Here is a 21,139-nt window from a genome sequence, read left to right as displayed (position 1 = left end):
ATCTCATTCTACACAATTTTATAAGCATTTTGCGATATCTTTCATCAATAGCATCCCGCAGTTATTTTTCATTTTTCATTACAAGTTTATCGGTAGCAATTTTGCTAATCGACGTCTTTCCTTGGTACACTTGTAATGTCTGGGCATTACTAAAAAGAGAAAAAACAATGCGTGCCAATTGGAATTTAGTGGTAGAAAAAATATTAACCCATGCAAATGAAGATGATTTGTCGGTGTTGTTTCATTTATTATTAACCGAAGAAGAGCGAAGTGCAGTTTCTGGGCGTTTACAGGTGTTCCAAACGTTATTAGCAGGGGAATTGAGTCAGAGACAAATTGCTGCAGAACATCAAGTGAGTATTGCAACGATTACACGGTGTTCAAATTATTTAAAAAATATGCCAGTAAATCAAAGAGACTTAGTTAAAAAATTGATTCTAGATTAACAATTGATTCTAAGCTAAGTAATTGGTCATCGATTCGCATCGACACAATATTTCAGTCCTCAATGCTGATAATTCAGTGCTGATAAATCACCAATATAACTGACTCGATAGGTGTCTTTTATTACCTATCGAGCCTAAAGCATTGCTCATAAAATCAAATAGACACCCATCGATTTTAATTACATTAGGTTCACTATTAACACTTGCTAATCAATTCATTATGCTGTTTTGTTCAGTTAACCTTTTTCATCCTCATAGCAATAATAAATCTGACTATTGGCTAACTCCACGCGGTAATCTGTGATGACGATAACTTAAGCGTCTTAAAAATAGGTATCCACCATACGTGGTTAGGCACAGAGCAAAAAGTGTGCTCGAATCTCTAGGGTAAAAACGATAAAGGCTCACGGCACTTAATACGTAAATAAAGGGTAATAAACCATAAATCGTTTCGGGAATGAATCCTGATTTGCGTTTACGTTTGGGATCGGTTCTACGGTTCTTGGAACGTAAGTTGTAAATATGTGCACCATATAAATACACTACAATTGAAGCAATAAGTGCATAATTAGGTTCAAGAAGAAAAATACTGACACTGCCTACAAGCATGTAAGTGAACGGCAGTAATTCATACAGCGGTTTAATTAACATAAGCACTCCGTCGCTAGGTATTAATTATTATATTGGTTGTCAATTAGTGAGGATTGTACCGCCTAGTTATCCTTAACGGTCGATACAATAAATCTGACTAATTGATGTGACTAACGAACTAACTATAACCTAAACAAAAAGGCACTGCCTAGTAACTAGACAGTGCCTTACGATGTTTCAACCTTTTTACTGACAAATAGACATTAAAAATAGAATGAGTCACTTATCTATTTAATCAATAATGAATTAACGACAGCCACAGCCGCCATTCCCATCACAGCCAGGTTTCTCTGTGCCACATGATTCATGGTCGTGTCCGTGATCGTGTCCATGGCTACCACAGCCGCCTTCTGCATGGATATGTCCATGAGATAGCTCTTCTGCTGTTGCTTCTCTTACAGCAATAACTTCGACACTAAAATGCAGTGACTGACCCGCTAGAGGGTGATTACCATCAACAACGATGACATCATCTTTCACTTCAATTACTTGAACAGGGCGTTGACCCATTTCAGTTTCAGCGATAAAACGCATACCTGGAACGATATCTTCGACATCACCAAATGCACTGACAGGAACTTCTTGCTTTAAACCTGGGTGATATTCGCCATAGGCTTGTTCCGCAGGGATCTTTGCCTCGATATTTTCACCAACAGTTTTACCTTCCAAAACTGATTCAAGTCCAGGAATTAAATTTTCAGTGCCATGTAAGTAAACCATTGGTTCACTTTCAAATGAACTTTCTACTAATAGACCTTGCTCATCAGATAAGCGGTAATGAATAGTGACCGCCGCATGTTTTGTAATTTTCATATCGCCTCCAATTGTGATGTGAGTATCATACCGTATTTTGATATAAGGCTGCGATGACTAACATCAGTTTTTGGTTATTGAATCACAGCTTTTTTTGTTTTGTCTTATGCTGCATGTTTTACATCGACTGATGGTGAAAATAAATCATTTAATTGGTGTAGGAAATAGCTAAGGCGGATAAATCATCTTGGTTACACATTTATTGGCAATCTTTTTATGAATACATATTAAGTTACTACTTCTATCATTATGAAATTGTTGTATTTACTTAACTTTATTTATTACTCTTACGTCTACGTTAACGTTGGATAAGGCAATCAATAATGGTTATCACTACTCATTATCGATTTTTAACAATTTAATTATTAAAAAAATCAACTCAACTTAAAAAATAACTAGTAAATAAACTGTAATGAGGGGTTGACAACCTTAGGTTAAAAAAGCAATTCTGTTAGCCAACGTGGATCAGCTATTTAATCTAATTAAATATTATCGGCAGTTAACATTTAACTTAACGAAGAGAATCATCAAATGTTTACCCTCATGCTCGTTGTAATTACAACCATTACAACCACCACTATTACCATAGTGGGGGCGGGCTGATTACACCCTAAAAGATTTTGCATAAAAAGCCCGCTTCTAACAACTGAAGCGGGCTTTTTTGTTTTTATTCTAATCATTTGATTTTAATTTAATGTTGTCACTTTATGAGTGACAAGGAGAGCGACATGAAAGTAATGAAATTTGGTGGAACATCGCTAGCGAATTGGCCTCGTTTTTCGATGGCGGCAGATATTATTGCTGATACGGCTTTGACAGAATCTGTTGCTACAGTGCTTTCAGCTCCTGCCACAGTGACCAATGCGCTTTTAGAAATGGTAGATATAGCAGTTGAACAACATGATTATCAACCGGTATTAGATCACATTCATTTGGTCTATAGCGGGCTGTTTTCTGACGCGGCGGCATCACTTATTACGGCTCTTCAACATGAGCTGCTGATTGGGAAATTAACGGCACAAATGCAAGTTTGGAAAGATAAACTTTACGGTATTAAACTGCTAGGCGAATGCCCTGATAGTGTTCGTGCTGAAATAGTGGTGACGGGTGAGCGTTTATCTGCGGCATTAATGGAACAAGTTATGTTAGCGAAAGACATCACTTCAGCACAATTAGATCCAGTGGCGTTATTTTTAGCGCATGGTCAGCCGTTGGAGTCGGTCGTTGATATTGCGGTGAGCAAACCTCGCTTTACCTTATTACCGCTTGATCAATATCGAGTATGGGTGATGCCTGGTTTTACTGCTGCAGATGCTCAGGGCAAGATCGTCACATTAGGCCGCAATGGTTCTGATTATTCAGCTGCGGTACTGGCGGCATGTTTAGATGCATCAAGTTGTGAAATTTGGACTGACGTTGATGGGGTTTATAACACAGATCCTCGAGTGGTTGCTGATGCTAAATTGTTATCACAGTTAAGCTACCAAGAAGCGATGGAGCTCTCGTACTTTGGTGCCAAAGTATTGCATCCTAAAACGATTGCGCCGATTGCTCAGTATCATATTCCTTGTTACATCAAAAATAGTTTTAATCCATCCGCTCCCGGCACGCTAGTGTCTAATGACGATGATAAAACCGGTTTACAAGTTAAAGCAATTTCCAATCTTGATAATCAAACCATGTTTAACGTATCGGGCCCTGGTATGAAAGGCATGGTCGGTATGGCAAGCCGAACATTAGCGGTTATTTCTCGTAGTGGTATCTCGGTATCGCTTATTACCCAAAGCTCATCTGAGTACAGTATCAGTTTTTGTGTGGCAACTTCAGATGCCAATAAAGCGAAATGGGCATTAGAGCAGGAGTTCGAGCTAGAAATTAAGAGTGAATTACTTGAACCGATTGAGTTACGTCATGACCTGTCGATTGTGTCTTTGATCGGTGATGGCATGAAAACCCACAAGGGCGTAGCGGCTAAGTTTTTTACTGCGCTAGCTAAAGCCAGTGTCAACATCGTTGCCATTGCGCAAGGGTCATCTGAGCGTTCTATTTCTACTGTTATTCAACAGAAAAAAACCAAGCATGCTATTGGAGCATGTCATCAAGCATTTTTCGATGTTCAGCAGTATCTTGATGTTTTTTTAGTCGGTAGCGGTAATGTGGGGGCTGGATTACTCGATCAAATCAAACAGCAAAGTGCGATGTTAAAAGAGCAGCACATTAGTGTCAGAGTTTGTGGTATCGCCAATTCACGCCAAATGTTGTTGAATAGTGAAGGCATTGAACTTAGTGAGTGGCAGTCATTGTTGGCCGAGAAGGGTCAAGCGTATGATTTAGCTAAGCTACTTGAGTGGGGGCAAGAGCAGCAATTACTTAATCCTGTACTGGTTGATTGTACATCAAGCGAGTTAGTGTCAGACCGTTACCTTGATGTGATGAATGCCGGTTTCCATGTCGTCACCCCAAACAAAAAATCGAACACTCGTGATTATGCTTACTATCAAGCATTGCGTAAAACGGCTTTAACTCAGCGTCGACAGTTTTTGTATGAAACGACGGTAGGAGCTGGTTTACCGGTTATCGATAACTTGAAAAAATTAATGTATGCCGGTGATAAGCTACATAAGTTTAATGGTATTTTATCTGGGTCATTATCTTACATTTTTGGTATGTTAGATGACGGTATGAGTTTATCGCAAGCGACAGCAATTGCCCGTGATAAGTGTTTTACTGAGCCTGATCCTCGTGATGATTTAAGTGGTATGGATGTCGCCCGTAAAGTCTTAATTCTTGCTCGCGAAGTGGGTTTACCTTTGGAGTTAGACGACATTAATGTGGAATCGGTATTGCCTGCTGATTTTGATGACTCTGGCGATGTTAATCAATTTATGGCCAATCTTGCTTCATTAGATGAGGTTATCTCAGCTCGAGTCGCGGCGGCTAAAACCGAAGGTAAAGTACTGCGTTATGTTGGCCAAATTGAAGAGGGGCAATGCCATGTCAGAATTATTGAAGTCGATGCAACTGATCCATTATACAGCGTAAAAGGTGGCGAGAATGCGCTGGCATTCTATAGCCGATATTATCAACCAATTCCCTTTGTATTAAGAGGCTATGGTGCCGGTACCGATGTTACTGCTGCTGGGGCCTTTGCTGACGTATTAAGAACCTTAAACTGGACTCGTGAGGTTGGGTTATGAATCAAACGTTAAAAGTAAGCCAAGACACGCTTACTGTGTATGCTCCAGCGTCTATGGGCAATGTTGGTGTTGGCTTTGATTTGCTTGGCGCAGCATTAGCGCCAATTGATGGCTCATTATTGGGCGATAGAGTGATGATTAGCGCTGCTGCCAGCGGGGTTGAATATAGCCAAACAGGTGAATGGGCACATAAATTACCGAGCGATGGTAAGGATAATATTGTTTACCAATGTGCTGAGTTTTTTTTAAATAAATTACAACGACAAGATGGTGTCACTGTTTGTCTAGAGAAAAACCTGCCAGTCGGCAGTGGGTTAGGCTCTAGTGCCAGCTCTGTAGTCGCTGCGTTATATGCCTTAAATGAACATTTTGGACAGCCTTTTAACCAGCAAGCCTTATTAGCATTGATGGGCGAGTTTGAAGGGAAGATATCTGGCAGCGTGCATTATGACAATGTAGCGCCATGCTATTTAGGCGGCATGCAGCTAATGCTTAATGCCAGCAACAAAGCATGCGCTGCTATTCCAAGTTTTGATAGCTGGTATTGGGTTATCGCTTACCCGGGAATTTCATTATCTACTGCCAAAATGCGCGAATTGCTGCCGCAGCAATATGATAAGTCTGTAGCCATCGATTTTGGACGTTACTTAAGTGCATTTGTTCACGCGAGTTATCAGCAAGATGCCGCATTAGCGATTGAGATGCTAAAAGATGTTTTGGCTGAACCTTATCGTGCATCCGCAATTCCTGGTTATACCGAAGCGCGATCAGCATTAGCTGAATTAGGCATGCTGACTAGTGGTATTTCTGGCAGCGGCCCAACATTGTTTAGTGTAACCGACGATTTAGCCACTGCAGAAAAAGCCAAAAACTGGTTGATGCAGCATTATATTTCGGAGCAAGGTGGTTTTGCACACGTTTGTAAATTAGATAAACTAGGCACGCGCTGCGTGTAACGCTCTCTTTCACATTATTGATATTGAAATTTAAAAGGCAGTCGCAATGGAATTATATAACTTAAAACACCCATCGCAGGTAGTTAACTTCAGTCAAGCGGTTCAGCTGGGTTTAGGTAAAGATAGAGGATTGTTTTTCCCAAAGTCCATTCCTGTACTATCCAATATAGATGCATTGCTGGCATTACCCTTTGCTGAGCGAAGCAAAAAAGTCTTGGGTGCTTGGTTAGCGGATGAACTAGGGCAGGAAAGTGTTGATAAGCTCGTTGATAAGGCATTTACCTTCGATGTACCACTCGTTAAGGTTGATGATAAACGCGCTTGTTTAGAGCTTTTTCATGGCCCTACATTAGCGTTTAAAGATTTTGGCGCACGGTTTATGGCCCAATGTGTTGATTTACTTGCTGGCAATAAAAAACTGACCATTTTAACCGCAACATCGGGTGATACTGGCGCTGCAGTAGCGGATGCATTCTATGGTTTAGATAACGTTAATGTAATGGTGTTATACCCAAAAGGTAAAATTAGCGAACTACAAGAGAAGATGTTTACCACCTTAGGTAAAAATATTCATACTGTGGCAGTAACGTCTGACTTTGATGCGTGTCAGCATCTGGTAAAACAAGCTTTTGATGACAGTGATGTTCGCGATGGCTTAGCGTTAAATTCTGCTAATTCGATTAATATCAGCCGTTTATTAGCTCAGATATGTTATTACTTTGAAGCGGTAGCGCAAGCAAAGCAAGCTGGACATAATGAGCTTGTGATGTCTGTACCCAGCGGTAATTTTGGTAACTTAACGGCCGGGTTATTTGCTAAAGCCATGGGGTTACCTATTAAACGTTTTATTGCAGCAACCAATAGCAATGACACTGTACCGCGTTATCTCACTGGTGGAGAATGGCAGCCACATAAAACGGTAGCGACTATGTCAAATGCTATGGATGTGTCAGAGCCAAGTAATTGGCCTCGTGTTGAAGCGATTTGTGAGCAAATGGGCTGGCCGTTATCATTGGTAGCTGGCGTGGCTCTTTCTGAAGATGATACCGCTGGCGCTTTAGCAGAACTTTATCAGTTGGGTTATCAATCAGAGCCTCATGCGGCGATTGCAGCTCATGCATTAACGCTTGGCCTAAGAGGTAACGAAACTGGTGTATTTCTAGGTACAGCGCATCCTGCGAAGTTTAAAGATGTGGTTGACCGTGAGTTGGCCATTAATTTGCCGTTACCTCCTGAATTAGCTGCAGTGGCACACAAAACGATTCTGTCAGCAGAATTAGATGCTGATTTTGGTCAGCTTAAGGCTCATATGTTTGCTGTGTTAAAGTAACCCCTTAGCTTCAAATATCTAACACCTAATATCAATGAGATTGGCATTAGGTGTTTTTTTATATTTCAATATTATGATCTTGGTCATACCTCATAATGCTTATCACAGTGTAGATTAGTAAAAGACGCATTATTGGCTATTATTTATACATTGGTGTTTTGTAGATAGATGACGGGAGAAGGTTATGTTGCAACGTTTAATGCGCGATCATAAGCATATTGCCATTTTGTTGAATATCCTTTCGAATAAATTGACTCGATTGGCTGAAGGTAACGGAGTTAATTTTAATCTGGTTAGGGATATCGTTGAGTATATGCAAGGCTATGCTGAGCATAGTCATCACCCGTTGGAAGATATTATTTTCGATTATTACAGTAATAAAACGGGTTTAGCGAATTGTGGCCAACTTTATAATGAACATCATCGTTTGGCTGAGGCATCGGGTGCTTTAGTTTATAGCTTGAATATGATTCTTTCGGATGTGGTTATCTCGCGCGACAAGTTGATTAACGATCTGCAAGAATATATTGACCTACAACAATTGCATATGCAGTATGAAGAACGGGAAGTATTTCCTAATTTTGTTAAGGCATTAGACAATAACGATTGGCAAAAAATCAACGTGTTATGTCAAAATCGCTTAATTGAAGATCCGTTATTTAATGATAATGATAAAACGATTTTTGAAGATTTACGGACCTATATTGAACATTCAGATAACAAATGATGTGATTATTCTGGGCTAGAGGGTTGTGATGTACATTCATAACCAACCTATAAATTTTGGCAAACAAAAAGAGCGCTCTATGCGCTCTTTTAATCGATTTTATCGTTAAGTGTTAAATGTGGTGGGATTCAATTAAAGCACTAATGTATTAACATCAAAATCGAATGAATCATCAATATCTTGCAATTCCTTGAGTAAACGCTGTTTATCCTTAATGGTTTCAATTTCACGCCATTTGCGTTTTTTTGACGAGCTTTTTGAGCGGGTTGGTCTTTCAACAACTTCGTCTAGCGCACCACCATAGTCTAATCGATCCATGGTAACCTCCCTTGTTATTATGATGTCTCTGCACAAATAAGTACCATATTTCAGCTATAGGGTGCAATAGTTGTGTTGCATTTACGTTACTAATAAATCACAGTTTAGTGAATTTGATATCAAAAACGCATAAAAAAACCTCAGCAAGCTGAGGTTTTTATTTAAGGCTAGTATTTGTTCTATAGCTTACCTTTACGATACAGGTTCACTAATGCATTGCTCGATGCATCTAAATCGGTAGCATCTTGGTCGGCACCAATTCGTTCAAGCACATCATTGCCTAATTGCTTACCTAGCTCTACACCCCATTGATCAAATGAGTTTATCTGCCATATAGCACCCTGAACAAAGGTTCTGTGCTCATATAGCGCGATTAACGCACCTAATGTTGTTGGCGTTAGCTTATCCATCAATAAGGTATTACTTGGCTTGTTACCAACCATTACCTTATGTTTTGCTATAAGCGGTTTTTGTTGCTCATCAAGCTGGCTATTGCTTAGTTCAGCCAGTGCTTCATCGTAGGTACGACCTTGCATTAAGGCTTGGGTTTGCCCAAAGCAGTTTGATGCAAGTTGGTCATGATGTTCACCCAACGGATTGTGGCTTTGCAACGGCATAATAAAGTCGGCAGGAATAAGTGCTGTGCCTTGATGTAGCAACTGATGATAGGCATGTTGACCGTTGGTACCTTCACCGCCCCAAATGACGGGACCGGTGCTGTAATCGACGTCAGTGCCATCGAGTGTCACTGATTTACCATTACTTTCCATGTCGAGTTGTTGAAAATAAGCCGGAAGACCACGTAAGTAATGATCGTAGGTTAAAATGACATGTGATTGAGCACCATGAAAATTACCATACAATACAGACAACATAGCCATGATGACGGGCATATTTTGTTCGATAAGCGTGTTAGTAAAATGCTCATCCATTTGATGCGCGCCATCTAACAAGTCTTTAAAGTTATCCATACCAATAAGTAGCGCGATTGGTAAACCAATGGCTGACCATAATGAGTAGCGTCCGCCAACCCAATCCCACATTGGGAATATGTTGTTAGCGTCCATACCAAACTCAGTTGCCTTAGCCACATTTGATGTTACAGCAACAAAGTGTTTCGCCACATCTTGTTGACTTGCACCTTGGCCTAAAAACCAATCTTTAGCGCTAAGGGTATTGGTAAGAGTCTCTTGAGTACTGAATGATTTTGACGACATCACAAACAATGTGGTCTCAGCATTGAGATTTTTTAATTTTTCACAGATTGAAGTTGCATCAACGTTGGCGACAAAATGGCAATTAAGCCCTGCTTGCCAATATGGTCTAAGCGCTTGTGAAACAATTTTAGGTCCAAGAAATGAACCTCCAATGCCGATACTGACGATATCTGTAATCGCTTTACCGGTATAACCTTTCCACTCGCCTGATTGCACCGTGCCAACAAACTTAGCCATTTTAGCTAATGTTTGTTGCACTTCAGGAACGATATTCGCTCCTTCAGCAATAATCGTTTGAGTTGCTTTACTGCGTAATGCAGTGTGCAATACTGAGCGCTGTTCGGTGTTGTTAATCACATCACCATTAAACATTGCAGTAATTTTTTCACTCAGTTTTGCTTCTTTAGCGAGAGAGAATAGCAGCTTAAGTGTTTCATCGTTCACACGGTTTTTAGAGTAATCTAAAAACAGACCACAAGCCGCAACGCTCATTTGCTCAAAACGTTGTGGGTTTTGGGCAAATAATTCGCGCATGTGAGGTAGTTGACTTGAATGGGTTTGTAGCGCCTTCCAAGTCGTGCTTTGAGTCAGTGTAGTCACGAGTAAAGCCTCCAACTAGCTTAAGTTTGTTTTTAGCATAACTTCTAGTTTGCCTTGATCGATGGCAAAATTACGAATGCCTTCTGCCAACTTATCTACTGCCATTGGGTCTTCGTTAAATGCCCAGCGGAATTGTTCTTCAGTGAGTGCTGTTGGAGCCGACTGTGTTGCTGGTGTCGCAACCAATTTCTGAATGATTTCTACATCAGTATTGGCTAATTCTTCTAGTAATGCAGGGCCAATCGTTAGACGGTCGCAACCTGATAATTCAATAATCTCACCAATATTTCTGAAACTCGCACCCATTACAACAGTGTTATAACCATGTTGCTTATAGTAGTTGTAAATCTCAGTAACAGAGACCACACCAGGATCGGTTTCTGCAGTGTAATCTTGGCCTGTGTCTTTTTTATACCAATCTAGGATGCGACCCACAAAAGGCGAAATAAGGTATACGCCAGCTTCTGCACAGGCTCTTGCTTGAGCAAAGCTAAATAGCAATGTTAGGTTACAGTTGATGCCTTCTTGTTCAAGTACTTTTGCTGCGCAAATACCTTCCCAAGTCGAAGCTAGTTTGATCAAAATTCGTGATTTATCAATTCCGGCTTCTTTATATAATTTGATTAGCTTATGAGCTTTGTCGATTGAGCGTTGCTTGTCAAATGATAAGCGAGCATCGACTTCTGTTGAGATACGACCTGGTACTAGCTTTAAAATTTCTACGCCAATATTGACTGCAAGTTTGTCGCCTGCATCTTCAATCTGTTGTTCAATACTTTGGCTTTGAGTTTTAGCCCATTCAATTGCATTCTCGATAAGAAAAGCATATTCAGGGATCTGAGAAGCTTTTAAAATGAGTGATGGATTGGTTGTTGCATCTTCAGGCTGGTAACGCTTAATAGCTTCTATGTCGCCGGTATCAGCAACGATGGTCGTGAATGATTTGAGTTGCGCGAGTGCATTGGCCATGGAAATTTCCTCTCGTTAAGCAATGAATATAGATCAATGCCTTTATTAGAAGCGATTTTAGGAATTATTCCAACTTTATTTGTAAAAAAATTACGAAATTATCCGCTGTTTTCGCTTATTTAAAGCCATTATTGTTGCTAAATAGACAGAATTGGTCAGTTTATACGGTACATACTTCCAATTCTATTACCGCTACGTCAGTGGCAGCCACTGGTGTACTAGTTTTTACGTTGTTCTGAAAATAAAAAAGTCGCTGCAAGCAGCGACTTCTAAAGTATAGCGTATCTATATTACAATTAACGTAATACTACGCGCTTTTCAGTACCCGTCACGATAGCTTCGATACGACGGTTAACACGGTTAGCTTCAGCTGAGCTACCTTGCATAACTGGTTTAGTGACACCGTAACCAACAGAATTGATACGGCTCATGCTAATGCCATACTTTTTATTTAGTGCACTAGCAACAGAAATCGCACGACGCTCAGAAAGCTTCATGTTGTATTCTGCTTTACCTACGTTAGACGCATGGCCTTGAACAGATACAGTGTGTTGTGGGTATTTAGTTAAGTGGTCAGCAAGTTTTTCTAAATCAGCAAACGAACCAGCACGGATTTCAGCTGAATCATTAGCAAATAAAATACCACCTAAGTCATACTTAGTTGTAACGTTTTCATAAACACTACAACCAGTCGCATCAACTTTGTGAGTTGATGGTGTGTCTGGACATTTGTCGATGTTGTTTGTTACGCCATCTTTGTCATCATCACCTAGAGCAACAACAACGGGTGCAACAACAACTGGAGCAGCAACTGGAGCTGGAGTAATCGTACCAAAACGGTAGCTTAGAGCTAGACCCCAATAGTTACTTTCCATTTTTAAGTTGTTTAATGCGTCAGCGTCTAAATTTTCGTAACGACGATATTTCGCTTCTAACTTAAGATTGTCGGTAAAGTTATAACCAACACCAGCGCCAGCAAATAATCCTACGCCAGAATCACTTAATTTCTGACCATTAACTGTTTGTTGGTTTTCTAATAGGTAACTATAAGTACCTATTTCTGATGATAAGCTCCACTTGTCAGCAAGTGGGTAAAAACCAACTAAACCTAGACTAACGCCGGTAGCTCCGACATCGTAGCTTTTAGTATCGTAATTAGTCCATTCAGCACGGCCTAGGTCACGATAACCTAATTCGATACCAATGTATTCGTTGAATAAATAACCGCCGAACAAGTCCCAAGCATATGGGTCATCTTCACCACATACTTTCATGGTTTTTTGGTCGCAGCTAGGTTCATAGTTATTGACGCCTACACCACCACCGATATACCAAGGTGTTAGTTCTTCTGCAGCTGATGCAGCAAAAGGCAACATAGAGGTGAGTAATACTACTTTTAATGTGTTCTTCATCATATATACATCCATTGTTATTTTACTCCACCAAATATGCATGTAACGGAGTTGTTATTTTCATGCATTACTGACGCTTAATGTGGTGTTTCTTTGTATTTTAGTCAGCGGCGCAATTATGGTCGGTAATTAGATGTTTTTCCATAGTAAAAAGGATTAATATTTTGTAATAGTTCACTATGCTACCTCGTTGCCATATAAGTGAAATCTTAAAAATATGAATAAAAACAGAAGGTAATGTTAATTGTTTGACGCTCTGAACGATTAGATTTATTATAAAAATATTGTTAATATTTTTAATGAGTTACTCAAGAAACATGGTTAGTTATTTTTTTTGAGGGTTAAAAACAAAAATACGTCCAATTAGGACGTATTTTACGTGAGTGGTAGCTCTGTTAACGTGTCCACACCCAGTTTTCGATCTCTTCAGGGTCGACACCGTTTGCTTTGATGTAGTTTTTGTGGTCTACCAAGCGTTGTAACATATCGGTCGTGATGGTCACATGTTGTGATTCATCAATTACGCCTTGCTGGAACAACTTGTATGCCATATCGATAACTAAATGGTAGCGAGAAGTACCGTTACGCACACCCATATCAAATGGTGTAGTCGTTGAACCTTCTTCTTCATAACCTTTAATACGGAAGCGACGGTTACCTTTATAATCAAATACAAGCTTTTTGATGGTGTTTGGGTAGCCATGGTAGTTGAATACCACACCTTTATCTTCAGTGAAGACTTCATCCATCATCCAAGGCTTGCTTTGAAACTTAAGACTACCTAAACCGCTGCTGTGAAGTTCTGAGACACTTACAAAGCGGATGCGCACTCTTGGTAAAATCTCACGAATTAATACCAGTGAGGCCATACATTCTTGCGTCGCGTAGTCACCACAACCTGCAAGTACTACATCTGGTTTGTCATCAGAGGCGAAATCCCACACCATGATACCGTCTTTAGCTTGCTTACGGGCTTCATCAAGTGATAACCACTGTGGTAACGACTTTTTACCCGCAACAATAATGTTCAGTTTATCGCGATCAGCGTAAGCACGTTCAGTGTAAACCAAGGTGCTGTTAGCATCTGCAGGTAAATAAGCAGAAATAATGTTCGGATGTTTCTCTAACATAGCGCCTAGGAAAGACGGATTCTGGTGAGAATAGCCGTTGTGATCTTGGCGTTCTAATAGTGAAGACAATACGACGTTACATGCAGGGATAGGCTTACGGAAATGGATGCCTTGGCTTGCATGAACATATTTACAATATTGATCTGCCATTGATGACACTACCTGAGAGAAAGATTCGTAGGTAGGGAACATGCCGTGACGACCTGTTACGGTGTAACCGTGTAACATACCGAAAAGTAAATTTTCAGATAGGAGCTCAATCACGCGGCCATCGCGAGACATATCTTGATCCCAGCTTTCGATTGGCCACTGCCATGCGCGGTCGGTTTCTTCAAACACAGCTTGTAGTTGGTTTGAGTATGTTTCATCAGGGCTGAAGATACGTAAGTTACGTTGATCGCGGTTTAGTTTGAAAGCATCACGCATCCACTCACCCATTTTCAACATTGAGAAACCACGTTGACCACGAGCTGTTTCTGAACCGTAACCCAATTTGTTTAAATCTGGATTTGCTAAAGCACGTACAACTTCACCGCCGTAACTCAGACGTTGACGACCACAACATAACTCTTTTGGCGGCATCAAAGACATAATGTCTTTATCAAATATCAATTCACCGCTTTCAGTGGTTTGCACTAATTCGTCAAACTTATAGCTAGCCAACCACTTATCAAGTGCTTCAAGATGGCCTTTATCTTTGGCGCAGTTGCTCACTATTACTTGATGAGATTCACAGTTACCAGCAAGTTTCTTACCATCGTATTCAGAAGTACCAGTCCAACCTTTTGCGGTTCTCATTAAAATAACTGGCCAGCGTGGTTTAACGACATCTTCACCTGAACGTGCGCGACGTTGGATGTCATTGATCATGTCATATGACAAGTCCATTGCTGCGGTCATTTGTTCAAAAATATCGGTTTCCATTTCATCATCAACGATGATTGGGTGATAACCAAGACCACGGAATTCTAAATCTAGCTCTTCATGGCTCATTCGGCCCATACGAGTAGGGCCTGAAATTTTGTAACCGTTAATATGTACGATTGGTAGCACTGCACCGTTGTTATCTGGTGAGACTAAACGGTTGGCATACCAAGATGCAGCTAATGGACCTGTTTCTGCTTCACCGTCACCAATTAAACAGGCGGCAATAAGATTTGGGTTATCTAATACAGAGCCCCAAGCAACTGAAAGTGAATAACCAAGCTCGCCACCTTCTAATATTTGACCTGGTGCTTCAGGATTCGCATGTGATGGATAACCGTAAGCTGCTGAGAATTTTTTACAGATATCTTCGATACCCGTTTCTGTATAAGGTATGGTCTCTGGGTAGAAATGGCTTAATGAACCTTCTACAAATAAGTTAGCTTGTACTGCTGGGAAACCGTGGCCAGGGCCAACAAGGTAAATGAATTCACGATTATGCTTAACAATAAGACGGTTAACGTTAGCGTAGACAAAGTTGATACCAGGACACGTTCCCCAGTGACCAAGTAAACGAGGCTTGATATCAGTATGTTGTAAAGGACGCTTAAAAAGTACGTTTTGCTTCAGATAAATTTGCGATGTCGCCAAGAAGTTAGTCGCTCGTACGTATTTTTTTAGTGCAGTTATTTCATTTGAGTTAGTCATTGTGACCTCGATTAAAAGTGAAAATAATTATTTAACTTTCTTTGAGAACACTGTATCTGTAATTTTATTACAATAATGTGGCCTTTATCTGATTTTTGACGAGTCACTTTTAGTTCAGATCGCATTTTTGGTTGATATGTCGATAATTACTTGAAATTTAATAACGATTTGCCAGTGCTTTAAGCATAGAGCATTAATAATAGAAGTGATAAAGTGTGATGGATGTCACTTGTTGCTTTTTGTTTTATTTGTGTTGCTTCAACGTGTTATTTACTTAGGCAATGTATCAGGTAGGTAACGTTGTTTTAGCATTCACAGCCCTTGGTGATCTATACCTATTAATCCACCATCATTAGCTTTTATAATGGCGCCTTTATTTGGCACTTTTATTTGTTTTACCGTTTGACACATAGCAGCTTGCATATGAAGTGCCAGGTCTGTCCATTATGTGCTTTAACATTCAGCGCAATAGCCTGATACAAAAAAATAACCTTATAACGGGGAAGATTAGACAATATGGCAATGTTAGAAACGATTATTAATTTTATGAATAGCCTACTTTGGGGCAAGCTATTAGTTTATGGACTAGTAGGCGCTGGGTTATTTTTCACCATTCGTCTCGGTTTTATTCAAGCCACTCATTTTGTTCATGGCATTAAAGTATTGGCTATTAGCCGTCGTCCAGGTAAGCATGGCTTATCATCATTTCAGGTTTTTTGTACCAGTATGGCAGCACGTGTAGGTGCTGGTAACATGGCTGGTGTGGCTGTTGCAATTGGTACCGCAGGACCAGGTGCCGTGTTCTGGATGTGGGCTATTGCGGTACTTGGTATGGCTACCGCAATGATTGAGTCGACCCTTGCCCAAGTTTATAAAGTGAAAGATGGTGATGGTCAGTACCGTGGCGGGCCTGCTTATTATATGGAGAAAGGTCTTGGTCAACGCTGGATGGGTGTGCTGTTCTCGATATTTTTAATTATAGCCTTTGGTTTAGTGTTTAATGCAGTCCAGGCTAACACCATAACTGGTGCTATGACTCAGGTGTTTGGTTTTGAGCCTGTCTATATTGGAATTGGTATTGTTATTTGCAGTGCCTTTGTGATCGTTGGAGGCCTTAAAAAGGTTGCTAAAGCGTCTGAGTTAATTGTGCCCGTGATGGCTATTGCTTATATTGCCATTGCTTTTGTCGTTGTGGGTATGAACATTGAAAAATTACCCGACATATTCATGTTGGTTATCAATAGTGCATTTGGTTGGCAAGAAGCTGCTGCTGGTGGTGTTGCATTTAGTGTTTCGCAAGCAATGCAAGCTGGTATTGCCCGAGGATTATTTTCAAACGAAGCGGGTATGGGGAGTGCCGCAAATGTTGCTGCAAGTGCATCTCCAAATCCTAACCATCCAGCATCGCAAGGTTTTGTGCAAATGATGGGCGTGTTTGTTGATACCATTGTTATTTGTACCGCAACCGCAGCGATTATTTTATTATCTGGAGATGCAGCTTCTAGCTCGGATGGTATTGCCAAAACCATTAGTGCATTAACCAGTCATGTGGGTGATTGGGGTGGAGCATTTATTGCTTTTGCCATTTTACTCTTCTGCTTTACGTCTATTATTGCCAACTATTCTTATGCAGAAACCAATGTAATGTTCTTGTCTGGCAATAGTAAAAAAGCCTTACCTTTATTTCGTTTAGTGGTTTTAGGTATGGTTATGTTTGGTTCTCTCGCTAAAATTAGTTTGGTTTGGGATTTAGCAGATGTGTCGATGGGGCTAATGGCCATTGTTAACTTAGTGGCATTAGTCTTGTTGTCTGGTTTGGCGGTTAGAGTGATCAATGACTACCGTGAACAGATAGACGCTGGTATTGATCCGGTATTTGATACTAGTAAGTTTCCGGAGTTAGCCGATCAATTAGAAGAAAAAATTTGGCCTAACTCAGCAGAGCCTGTAAAAAAATAGCATTTACCTATTAGGGTAATCGAAAAAACCATGCTACAGCAGCATGGTTTTTTTTTATCAGTTCAGTATGATGACATTATGATTTTACTTGGAGCGTACTTATGCTGGTTTTAGTTTCACCCGCGAAAACATTAGATTTCGAAAATCCACCTATAACTAACACCCATTCTCAGCCGTGTTTACTTAAACAAAGCCAAGCATTGATTGATGTATGCCGTGAATTAACACCAATGGATATTGCCAGTTTAATGAAAGTAAGCGATAAAATTGCCGGGCTTAATGCTGCTCGTTTTGCTGACTGGCAGCCACCGTTTAGCCTTGATAATGCTAAACAAGCTATATTCGCATTTCGAGGTGATGTCTACACCGGTTTTGATGCCGATCATTTATCTGAGTCACAAATAGCTTCTAGTCAAAAGCATCTGCGTATTTTGTCTGGTTTGTATGGTTTACTTAAACCGTTGGATTTAATTCAACCGTACCGGTTAGAAATGGGTACCAAACTAACAAACTCACAGGGTAGCAATTTATATGCTTTTTGGGGCGAGACTATCACTGCTGAAGTGAATAAGGCCTTGAAAGAGCAGGGTGACGATATCATTGTCAATTTAGCGTCGAATGAATACTTTAAATCGGTCAACGTTAAGCAGCTTGAAGGACAGTTGATTACACCAGTATTTAAAGACTGTAAAAAAGGTCAATTTAAAGTGATTAGCTTTTATGCTAAAAAAGCGCGCGGATTGATGGCTCGTTACATTGTGGATACTAAACCTACTAGTGTTGAACAATTAACCGAGTTTGATCTTGAAGGTTATTATTATAACGAAGTGCAATCGACCCCTACAGCGCCAGTGTTTTTACGAGACGAACAAAAATAACGCTCTCTGAAATAATAAAACCAGCTTGATAAAAAGCCCTTGAATAAGGGCTTTTTAATGTCTGAGTGTTAAGCTCGATTGAGATAAACCGATTAGTGTTGTTCTTTTTGCTGAGTAACAGGCCTTAAATCGATTTCTGATTGCGCCATCATATAAGCAAATTGTGCATAAGCAGCGGCACTTTGCGCTAGTTTCTTGGGATCAATTTTATCCAAGGTGTCGTTAGGAGTGTGGTGATAATCAAAATAATCTGAACCATCTTGATTTAACGACGCAACTGGAACGCCTAATGCTGGTAGAATTGAAACATCTGGGCCACCAGACGCTTCATTATTGCCTAGCTCAACGCCGTTTAAGGTCATAGCTGAATGTTCTTGTTTGACCTGCTCAAATGTCGCGGCATTAACGTTAAAATCAATTTTATATACGGGTCCTGCACCAAAATCAGATTCTGCGGCAATATAGTGTTTATCTAATTCATCAGCATGTTGTGCCGCATAGGCTTTACCGCCAACTAAACCGACTTCTTCTGCAGCGTATAATACCACTCGAATAGTGCGTGCTGGCTTTTGTGGTAAGTCTTGGATAAGTTTAGCAGCGGTGGTGACAATCGCCACACCAGCGCCATCATCAATCGCACCTGTACCTTCATCCCACGAATCAAGATGAGCACCAATAAGGACGATTTCGTCAGGCTTACTGCTACCTGTGACTTCTGCAATGACATTATAAGATGTGGCTATCCCTAGATTTTCTGAGGTCAAATTTAATGATAGTGTGATGTTTGGATCGCGCTTTAACATCGCATTAATTAAATCGGCATCTGGATTCGACATTGCTGCCGCAGGAATTTTAGGCGTTCCTTCTTCATATCGCATCATACCAGTATGGGCCATTCTGTCATGATCCGTCCCAATAGAGCGGATAACGATGGCAACCGCTCCTTTTTGTGCAGCAACTATAGCTCCTTGAGAGCGACCACCTACAGCTTCGCCATAACCTTTACCTGTAATATGGCGTTCAGTTTTGTGGTCGATGAATACAATTTTGCCTTCGATGCGTCCAGGTGATGCATTAGATAACTCTTCTAAGCTGTCAAAGCGTACAATTAATGCTTGAATACCGTTAACCGGTGTTGCCACGCTTCCACCTAAGGCGGTAACGACTAATGGCTGATCATAAGGCGCCACGATACTTGCGTGGGCGCTACCTCTTGACCATGCAGGAACTTGAACAGACTCCTTGTACACTTTATCAAATCCGAGCAGCCACAATTTTTCCATTGCCCAATCAACCGCAACTATATCTTTATCCGTGCCAGCTAATCTTGGTCCAACTTCAACGGTGAGTGATTCGACTATGTCATAACTTAAGCGAGACGATAAAGCTTGTTTAGCTAATTGTTGACTGATTTTTGCATCATCAGAATCATTAATCACTAATTGTGGTGCAGTGGCTTTAGTTGGTGACGTTGTTTGACAGCCAATAAGTGCTGCAAAAATGGCACCGACGAGAGTGGCTCTTTGATAGTTTTTCATGAGTTTCCTTTGATTATTTTAGCTAAGTCTCATTTTTTACAACAATCTACCAAAAAGTGTGCTTTATGTCCCGACTCTATTTGTAAGGGAACGCTATATTAGAGCGGGGTTAGATGAGGAGAAGAGCGCGTGATGAATATAGAAAAAATGCAGCAGCAAGCAGATCATGCGGTCGTATTGCTAAAAGCATTAGCAAATGAACGTAGATTGTTTATTTTGTGTCATCTTCTTAATGAAGGTGAAATGTGTGTTGGTGAAATGAATAAGAAGTTGGGGTTGAGTCAATCGGCATTATCTCAACATTTGGCATGGCTTCGTAAAGACAATTTAGTCTGTACTAGAAAAGAAGCACAAACCGTTTTTTATTCATTAAAAAGTAATGAGGTAAAAGAGTTAATTCAAGTATTAAATAATATGTATTGTTATTAAATTGACTCCACAAACGTCTTAACTGATGCATCTCATTGATGATGTCTTAAGTTAAGACGTTTAGTTCTGTAAATTATATACACGCCATATGCCGCTTACTGGCCGCAATTAAGACACTTCAAACCACAAACCTGCAATGTATCAATATTTTCAAAACCACCAACAATCAACTTTCAACTTTCAACTTTCATAAAATTGATCGTTCTCCCGTTGAAATGAGTGAAAGCTTTCATACTGTCTTTCTACAGGCTTAGTTAGTCGCCAATATTAATAGTATTAAATTAACCGTTAAAACAGCTCTCAAGCGCAACTTGCTTTTAATCAGACTATTTTTCAGGGTCAGATCATTAATAATTTTGACATTATTATATTGATACTAATCTGTTGAGTTGAGTTGAGTTGAGCTGAGATAGGGGAAGTTGCAGATGAAAAAGATAGATAGGTAAAATTTAGTAATAAAAAAACCGGCCTAAGCCGGTTTTTTGAATCTTAATCTACAAAAACTTAAGCTGCGATAGCTTTGATTTTTGCATTTAAGCGAGCCTTCTGACGACCGGCTTTATTCTTATGAATAAGACCTTTAGTCGCCATACGGTCAACAATTGGTTGTGCAATAGCGAACGCTTCTGTAGCCGCTTTATGGTCACCACTTTTGATAGCAGCGATGACTTTTTTAACGTATGTACGTAACATAGAGCGACGACTAGCATTATGCTGACGACGCTTTTCAGACTGAAGCGCGCGCTTCTTTGCAGACTTGCTATTAGCCAAGGTGCAACTCCTAAAAACTGGATTTGATACTTTTAAAGGCCGAGGAATATGCCTGCTTTTTGTCGTCTTGTCAACGACTACAGTTGAATAATCATCATAAAGATAAATTAATCCAACCTAACATGCCTAACTTCAACCCACTCGTGTAATATGTGGCGCAATTCTA

General features: G+C 40.2%; 17 protein-coding genes and 1 other annotated feature. Of the genes, 8 read left to right on the top strand and 9 right to left on the bottom strand.

Going from position 1 to position 21,139, the window contains the following annotated elements:
- Window positions 1-167 precede the first annotated feature (167 nt).
- A complete protein-coding gene (trpR, locus tag AAEY94_RS10025; protein WP_101086365.1) occupies window positions 168-446 on the top strand; it encodes a trp operon repressor in 279 nt (92 codons plus the stop codon).
- 273 nt (window positions 447-719) lie between these two features.
- On the opposite strand, the gene AAEY94_RS10020 is transcribed toward trpR, so the two are convergent.
- Window positions 720-1,097 carry a hypothetical protein gene (locus tag AAEY94_RS10020; RefSeq protein ID WP_182744774.1) on the bottom strand — a complete coding sequence of 126 codons (378 nt, stop codon included), beginning with the start codon at window positions 1,095-1,097 and terminating at the stop codon, window positions 720-722.
- Window positions 1,098-1,343: 246 nt separating this feature from the next.
- Entirely contained in the window at window positions 1,344-1,910 is a 567-nt protein-coding gene (gene slyD / locus AAEY94_RS10015) for a peptidylprolyl isomerase (protein ID WP_011638355.1), read from the bottom strand.
- Window positions 1,911-2,453: 543 nt separating this feature from the next.
- Window positions 2,454-2,576, top strand: a sequence feature (Thr leader region).
- Window positions 2,577-2,638: 62 nt separating this feature from the next.
- Between slyD and thrA the strand changes: the two genes are divergently transcribed.
- The 4 genes from thrA to AAEY94_RS09995 all read left to right on the top strand — a co-directional run bounded on the left by thrA (window position 2,639) and on the right by AAEY94_RS09995 (window position 8,120).
- Window positions 2,639-5,107: a bifunctional aspartate kinase/homoserine dehydrogenase I gene (gene thrA, locus AAEY94_RS10010; protein ID WP_350978669.1), complete on the top strand. Its 2,469-nt coding sequence runs from the start codon at window positions 2,639-2,641 to the stop codon at window positions 5,105-5,107.
- A complete protein-coding gene (gene thrB / locus AAEY94_RS10005) occupies window positions 5,104-6,063 on the top strand; it encodes a homoserine kinase (RefSeq protein ID WP_101086368.1) in 960 nt (319 codons plus the stop codon). Before thrA ends, thrB begins: the two co-directional genes overlap by 4 nt.
- Window positions 6,064-6,109: 46 nt before the next feature.
- Complete coding sequence (gene thrC / locus AAEY94_RS10000; protein WP_101086369.1) at window positions 6,110-7,393, top strand: threonine synthase; 1,284 nt, start codon at window positions 6,110-6,112, stop codon at window positions 7,391-7,393.
- A 184-nt stretch (window positions 7,394-7,577) separates the two neighbouring features.
- Window positions 7,578-8,120, top strand: a complete 543-nt coding sequence (locus AAEY94_RS09995) for a hemerythrin domain-containing protein (RefSeq protein WP_101086370.1) — start codon at window positions 7,578-7,580, stop codon at window positions 8,118-8,120.
- A 132-nt stretch (window positions 8,121-8,252) separates the two neighbouring features.
- Here AAEY94_RS09995 and AAEY94_RS09990 read toward each other — a convergent pair whose 3' ends face one another.
- From AAEY94_RS09990 to AAEY94_RS09970, 5 genes are all read right to left on the bottom strand, one after another.
- Window positions 8,253-8,438, bottom strand: coding sequence for a DUF3545 family protein (locus tag AAEY94_RS09990; RefSeq protein WP_101086371.1), 186 nt, complete (start codon window positions 8,436-8,438; stop codon window positions 8,253-8,255).
- Between the two features lie 179 nt (window positions 8,439-8,617).
- Window positions 8,618-10,255, bottom strand: a complete 1,638-nt coding sequence (pgi, locus tag AAEY94_RS09985; RefSeq protein WP_101086372.1) for a glucose-6-phosphate isomerase — start codon at window positions 10,253-10,255, stop codon at window positions 8,618-8,620.
- Between the two features lie 15 nt (window positions 10,256-10,270).
- Window positions 10,271-11,224, bottom strand: a complete 954-nt coding sequence (gene tal, locus AAEY94_RS09980) for a transaldolase (RefSeq protein WP_101086373.1) — start codon at window positions 11,222-11,224, stop codon at window positions 10,271-10,273.
- 296 nt (window positions 11,225-11,520) lie between these two features.
- On the bottom strand, window positions 11,521-12,639 hold the full coding sequence (locus AAEY94_RS09975) for an OmpA family protein (protein ID WP_101086374.1): 1,119 nt from the start codon (window positions 12,637-12,639) through the stop codon (window positions 11,521-11,523).
- Window positions 12,640-13,031: 392 nt separating this feature from the next.
- Window positions 13,032-15,398 (bottom strand): phosphoketolase family protein, encoded by a 2,367-nt coding sequence (locus AAEY94_RS09970; protein WP_101086375.1) that lies wholly within the window; start codon window positions 15,396-15,398, stop codon window positions 13,032-13,034.
- 522 nt (window positions 15,399-15,920) lie between these two features.
- Here AAEY94_RS09970 and AAEY94_RS09965 point away from each other — a divergent pair.
- On the top strand, window positions 15,921-17,357 hold the full coding sequence (locus AAEY94_RS09965; protein WP_101087192.1) for an alanine/glycine:cation symporter family protein: 1,437 nt from the start codon (window positions 15,921-15,923) through the stop codon (window positions 17,355-17,357).
- Between the two features lie 101 nt (window positions 17,358-17,458).
- Window positions 17,459-18,235, top strand: coding sequence for a peroxide stress protein YaaA (gene yaaA / locus AAEY94_RS09960; RefSeq protein ID WP_101086376.1), 777 nt, complete (start codon window positions 17,459-17,461; stop codon window positions 18,233-18,235).
- 92 nt (window positions 18,236-18,327) lie between these two features.
- On the opposite strand, the gene AAEY94_RS09955 is transcribed toward yaaA, so the two are convergent.
- Window positions 18,328-19,773, bottom strand: coding sequence for a M20/M25/M40 family metallo-hydrolase (locus AAEY94_RS09955; RefSeq protein WP_182744778.1), 1,446 nt, complete (start codon window positions 19,771-19,773; stop codon window positions 18,328-18,330).
- Between the two features lie 132 nt (window positions 19,774-19,905).
- On the opposite strand from AAEY94_RS09955, the gene AAEY94_RS09950 reads away from it, so the two are divergent.
- The gene (locus AAEY94_RS09950) at window positions 19,906-20,202 is read left to right on the top strand and encodes an ArsR/SmtB family transcription factor (protein WP_011638342.1); all 297 of its coding nucleotides are present in this window, start codon (window positions 19,906-19,908) and stop codon (window positions 20,200-20,202) included.
- Between the two features lie 504 nt (window positions 20,203-20,706).
- Here AAEY94_RS09950 and rpsT read toward each other — a convergent pair.
- On the bottom strand, window positions 20,707-20,973 hold the full coding sequence (gene rpsT, locus AAEY94_RS09945; protein WP_059744082.1) for a 30S ribosomal protein S20: 267 nt from the start codon (window positions 20,971-20,973) through the stop codon (window positions 20,707-20,709).
- Window positions 20,974-21,139 lie beyond the last annotated feature (166 nt).

This window comes from Shewanella sp. AC34-MNA-CIBAN-0136 (assembly GCF_040309945.1).
Taxonomy (GTDB): domain Bacteria; phylum Pseudomonadota; class Gammaproteobacteria; order Enterobacterales; family Shewanellaceae; genus Shewanella.
The sequence above is the reverse complement of the archived record's forward strand: the minus strand, read 5'-3'. Positions and strand labels throughout refer to the sequence as shown.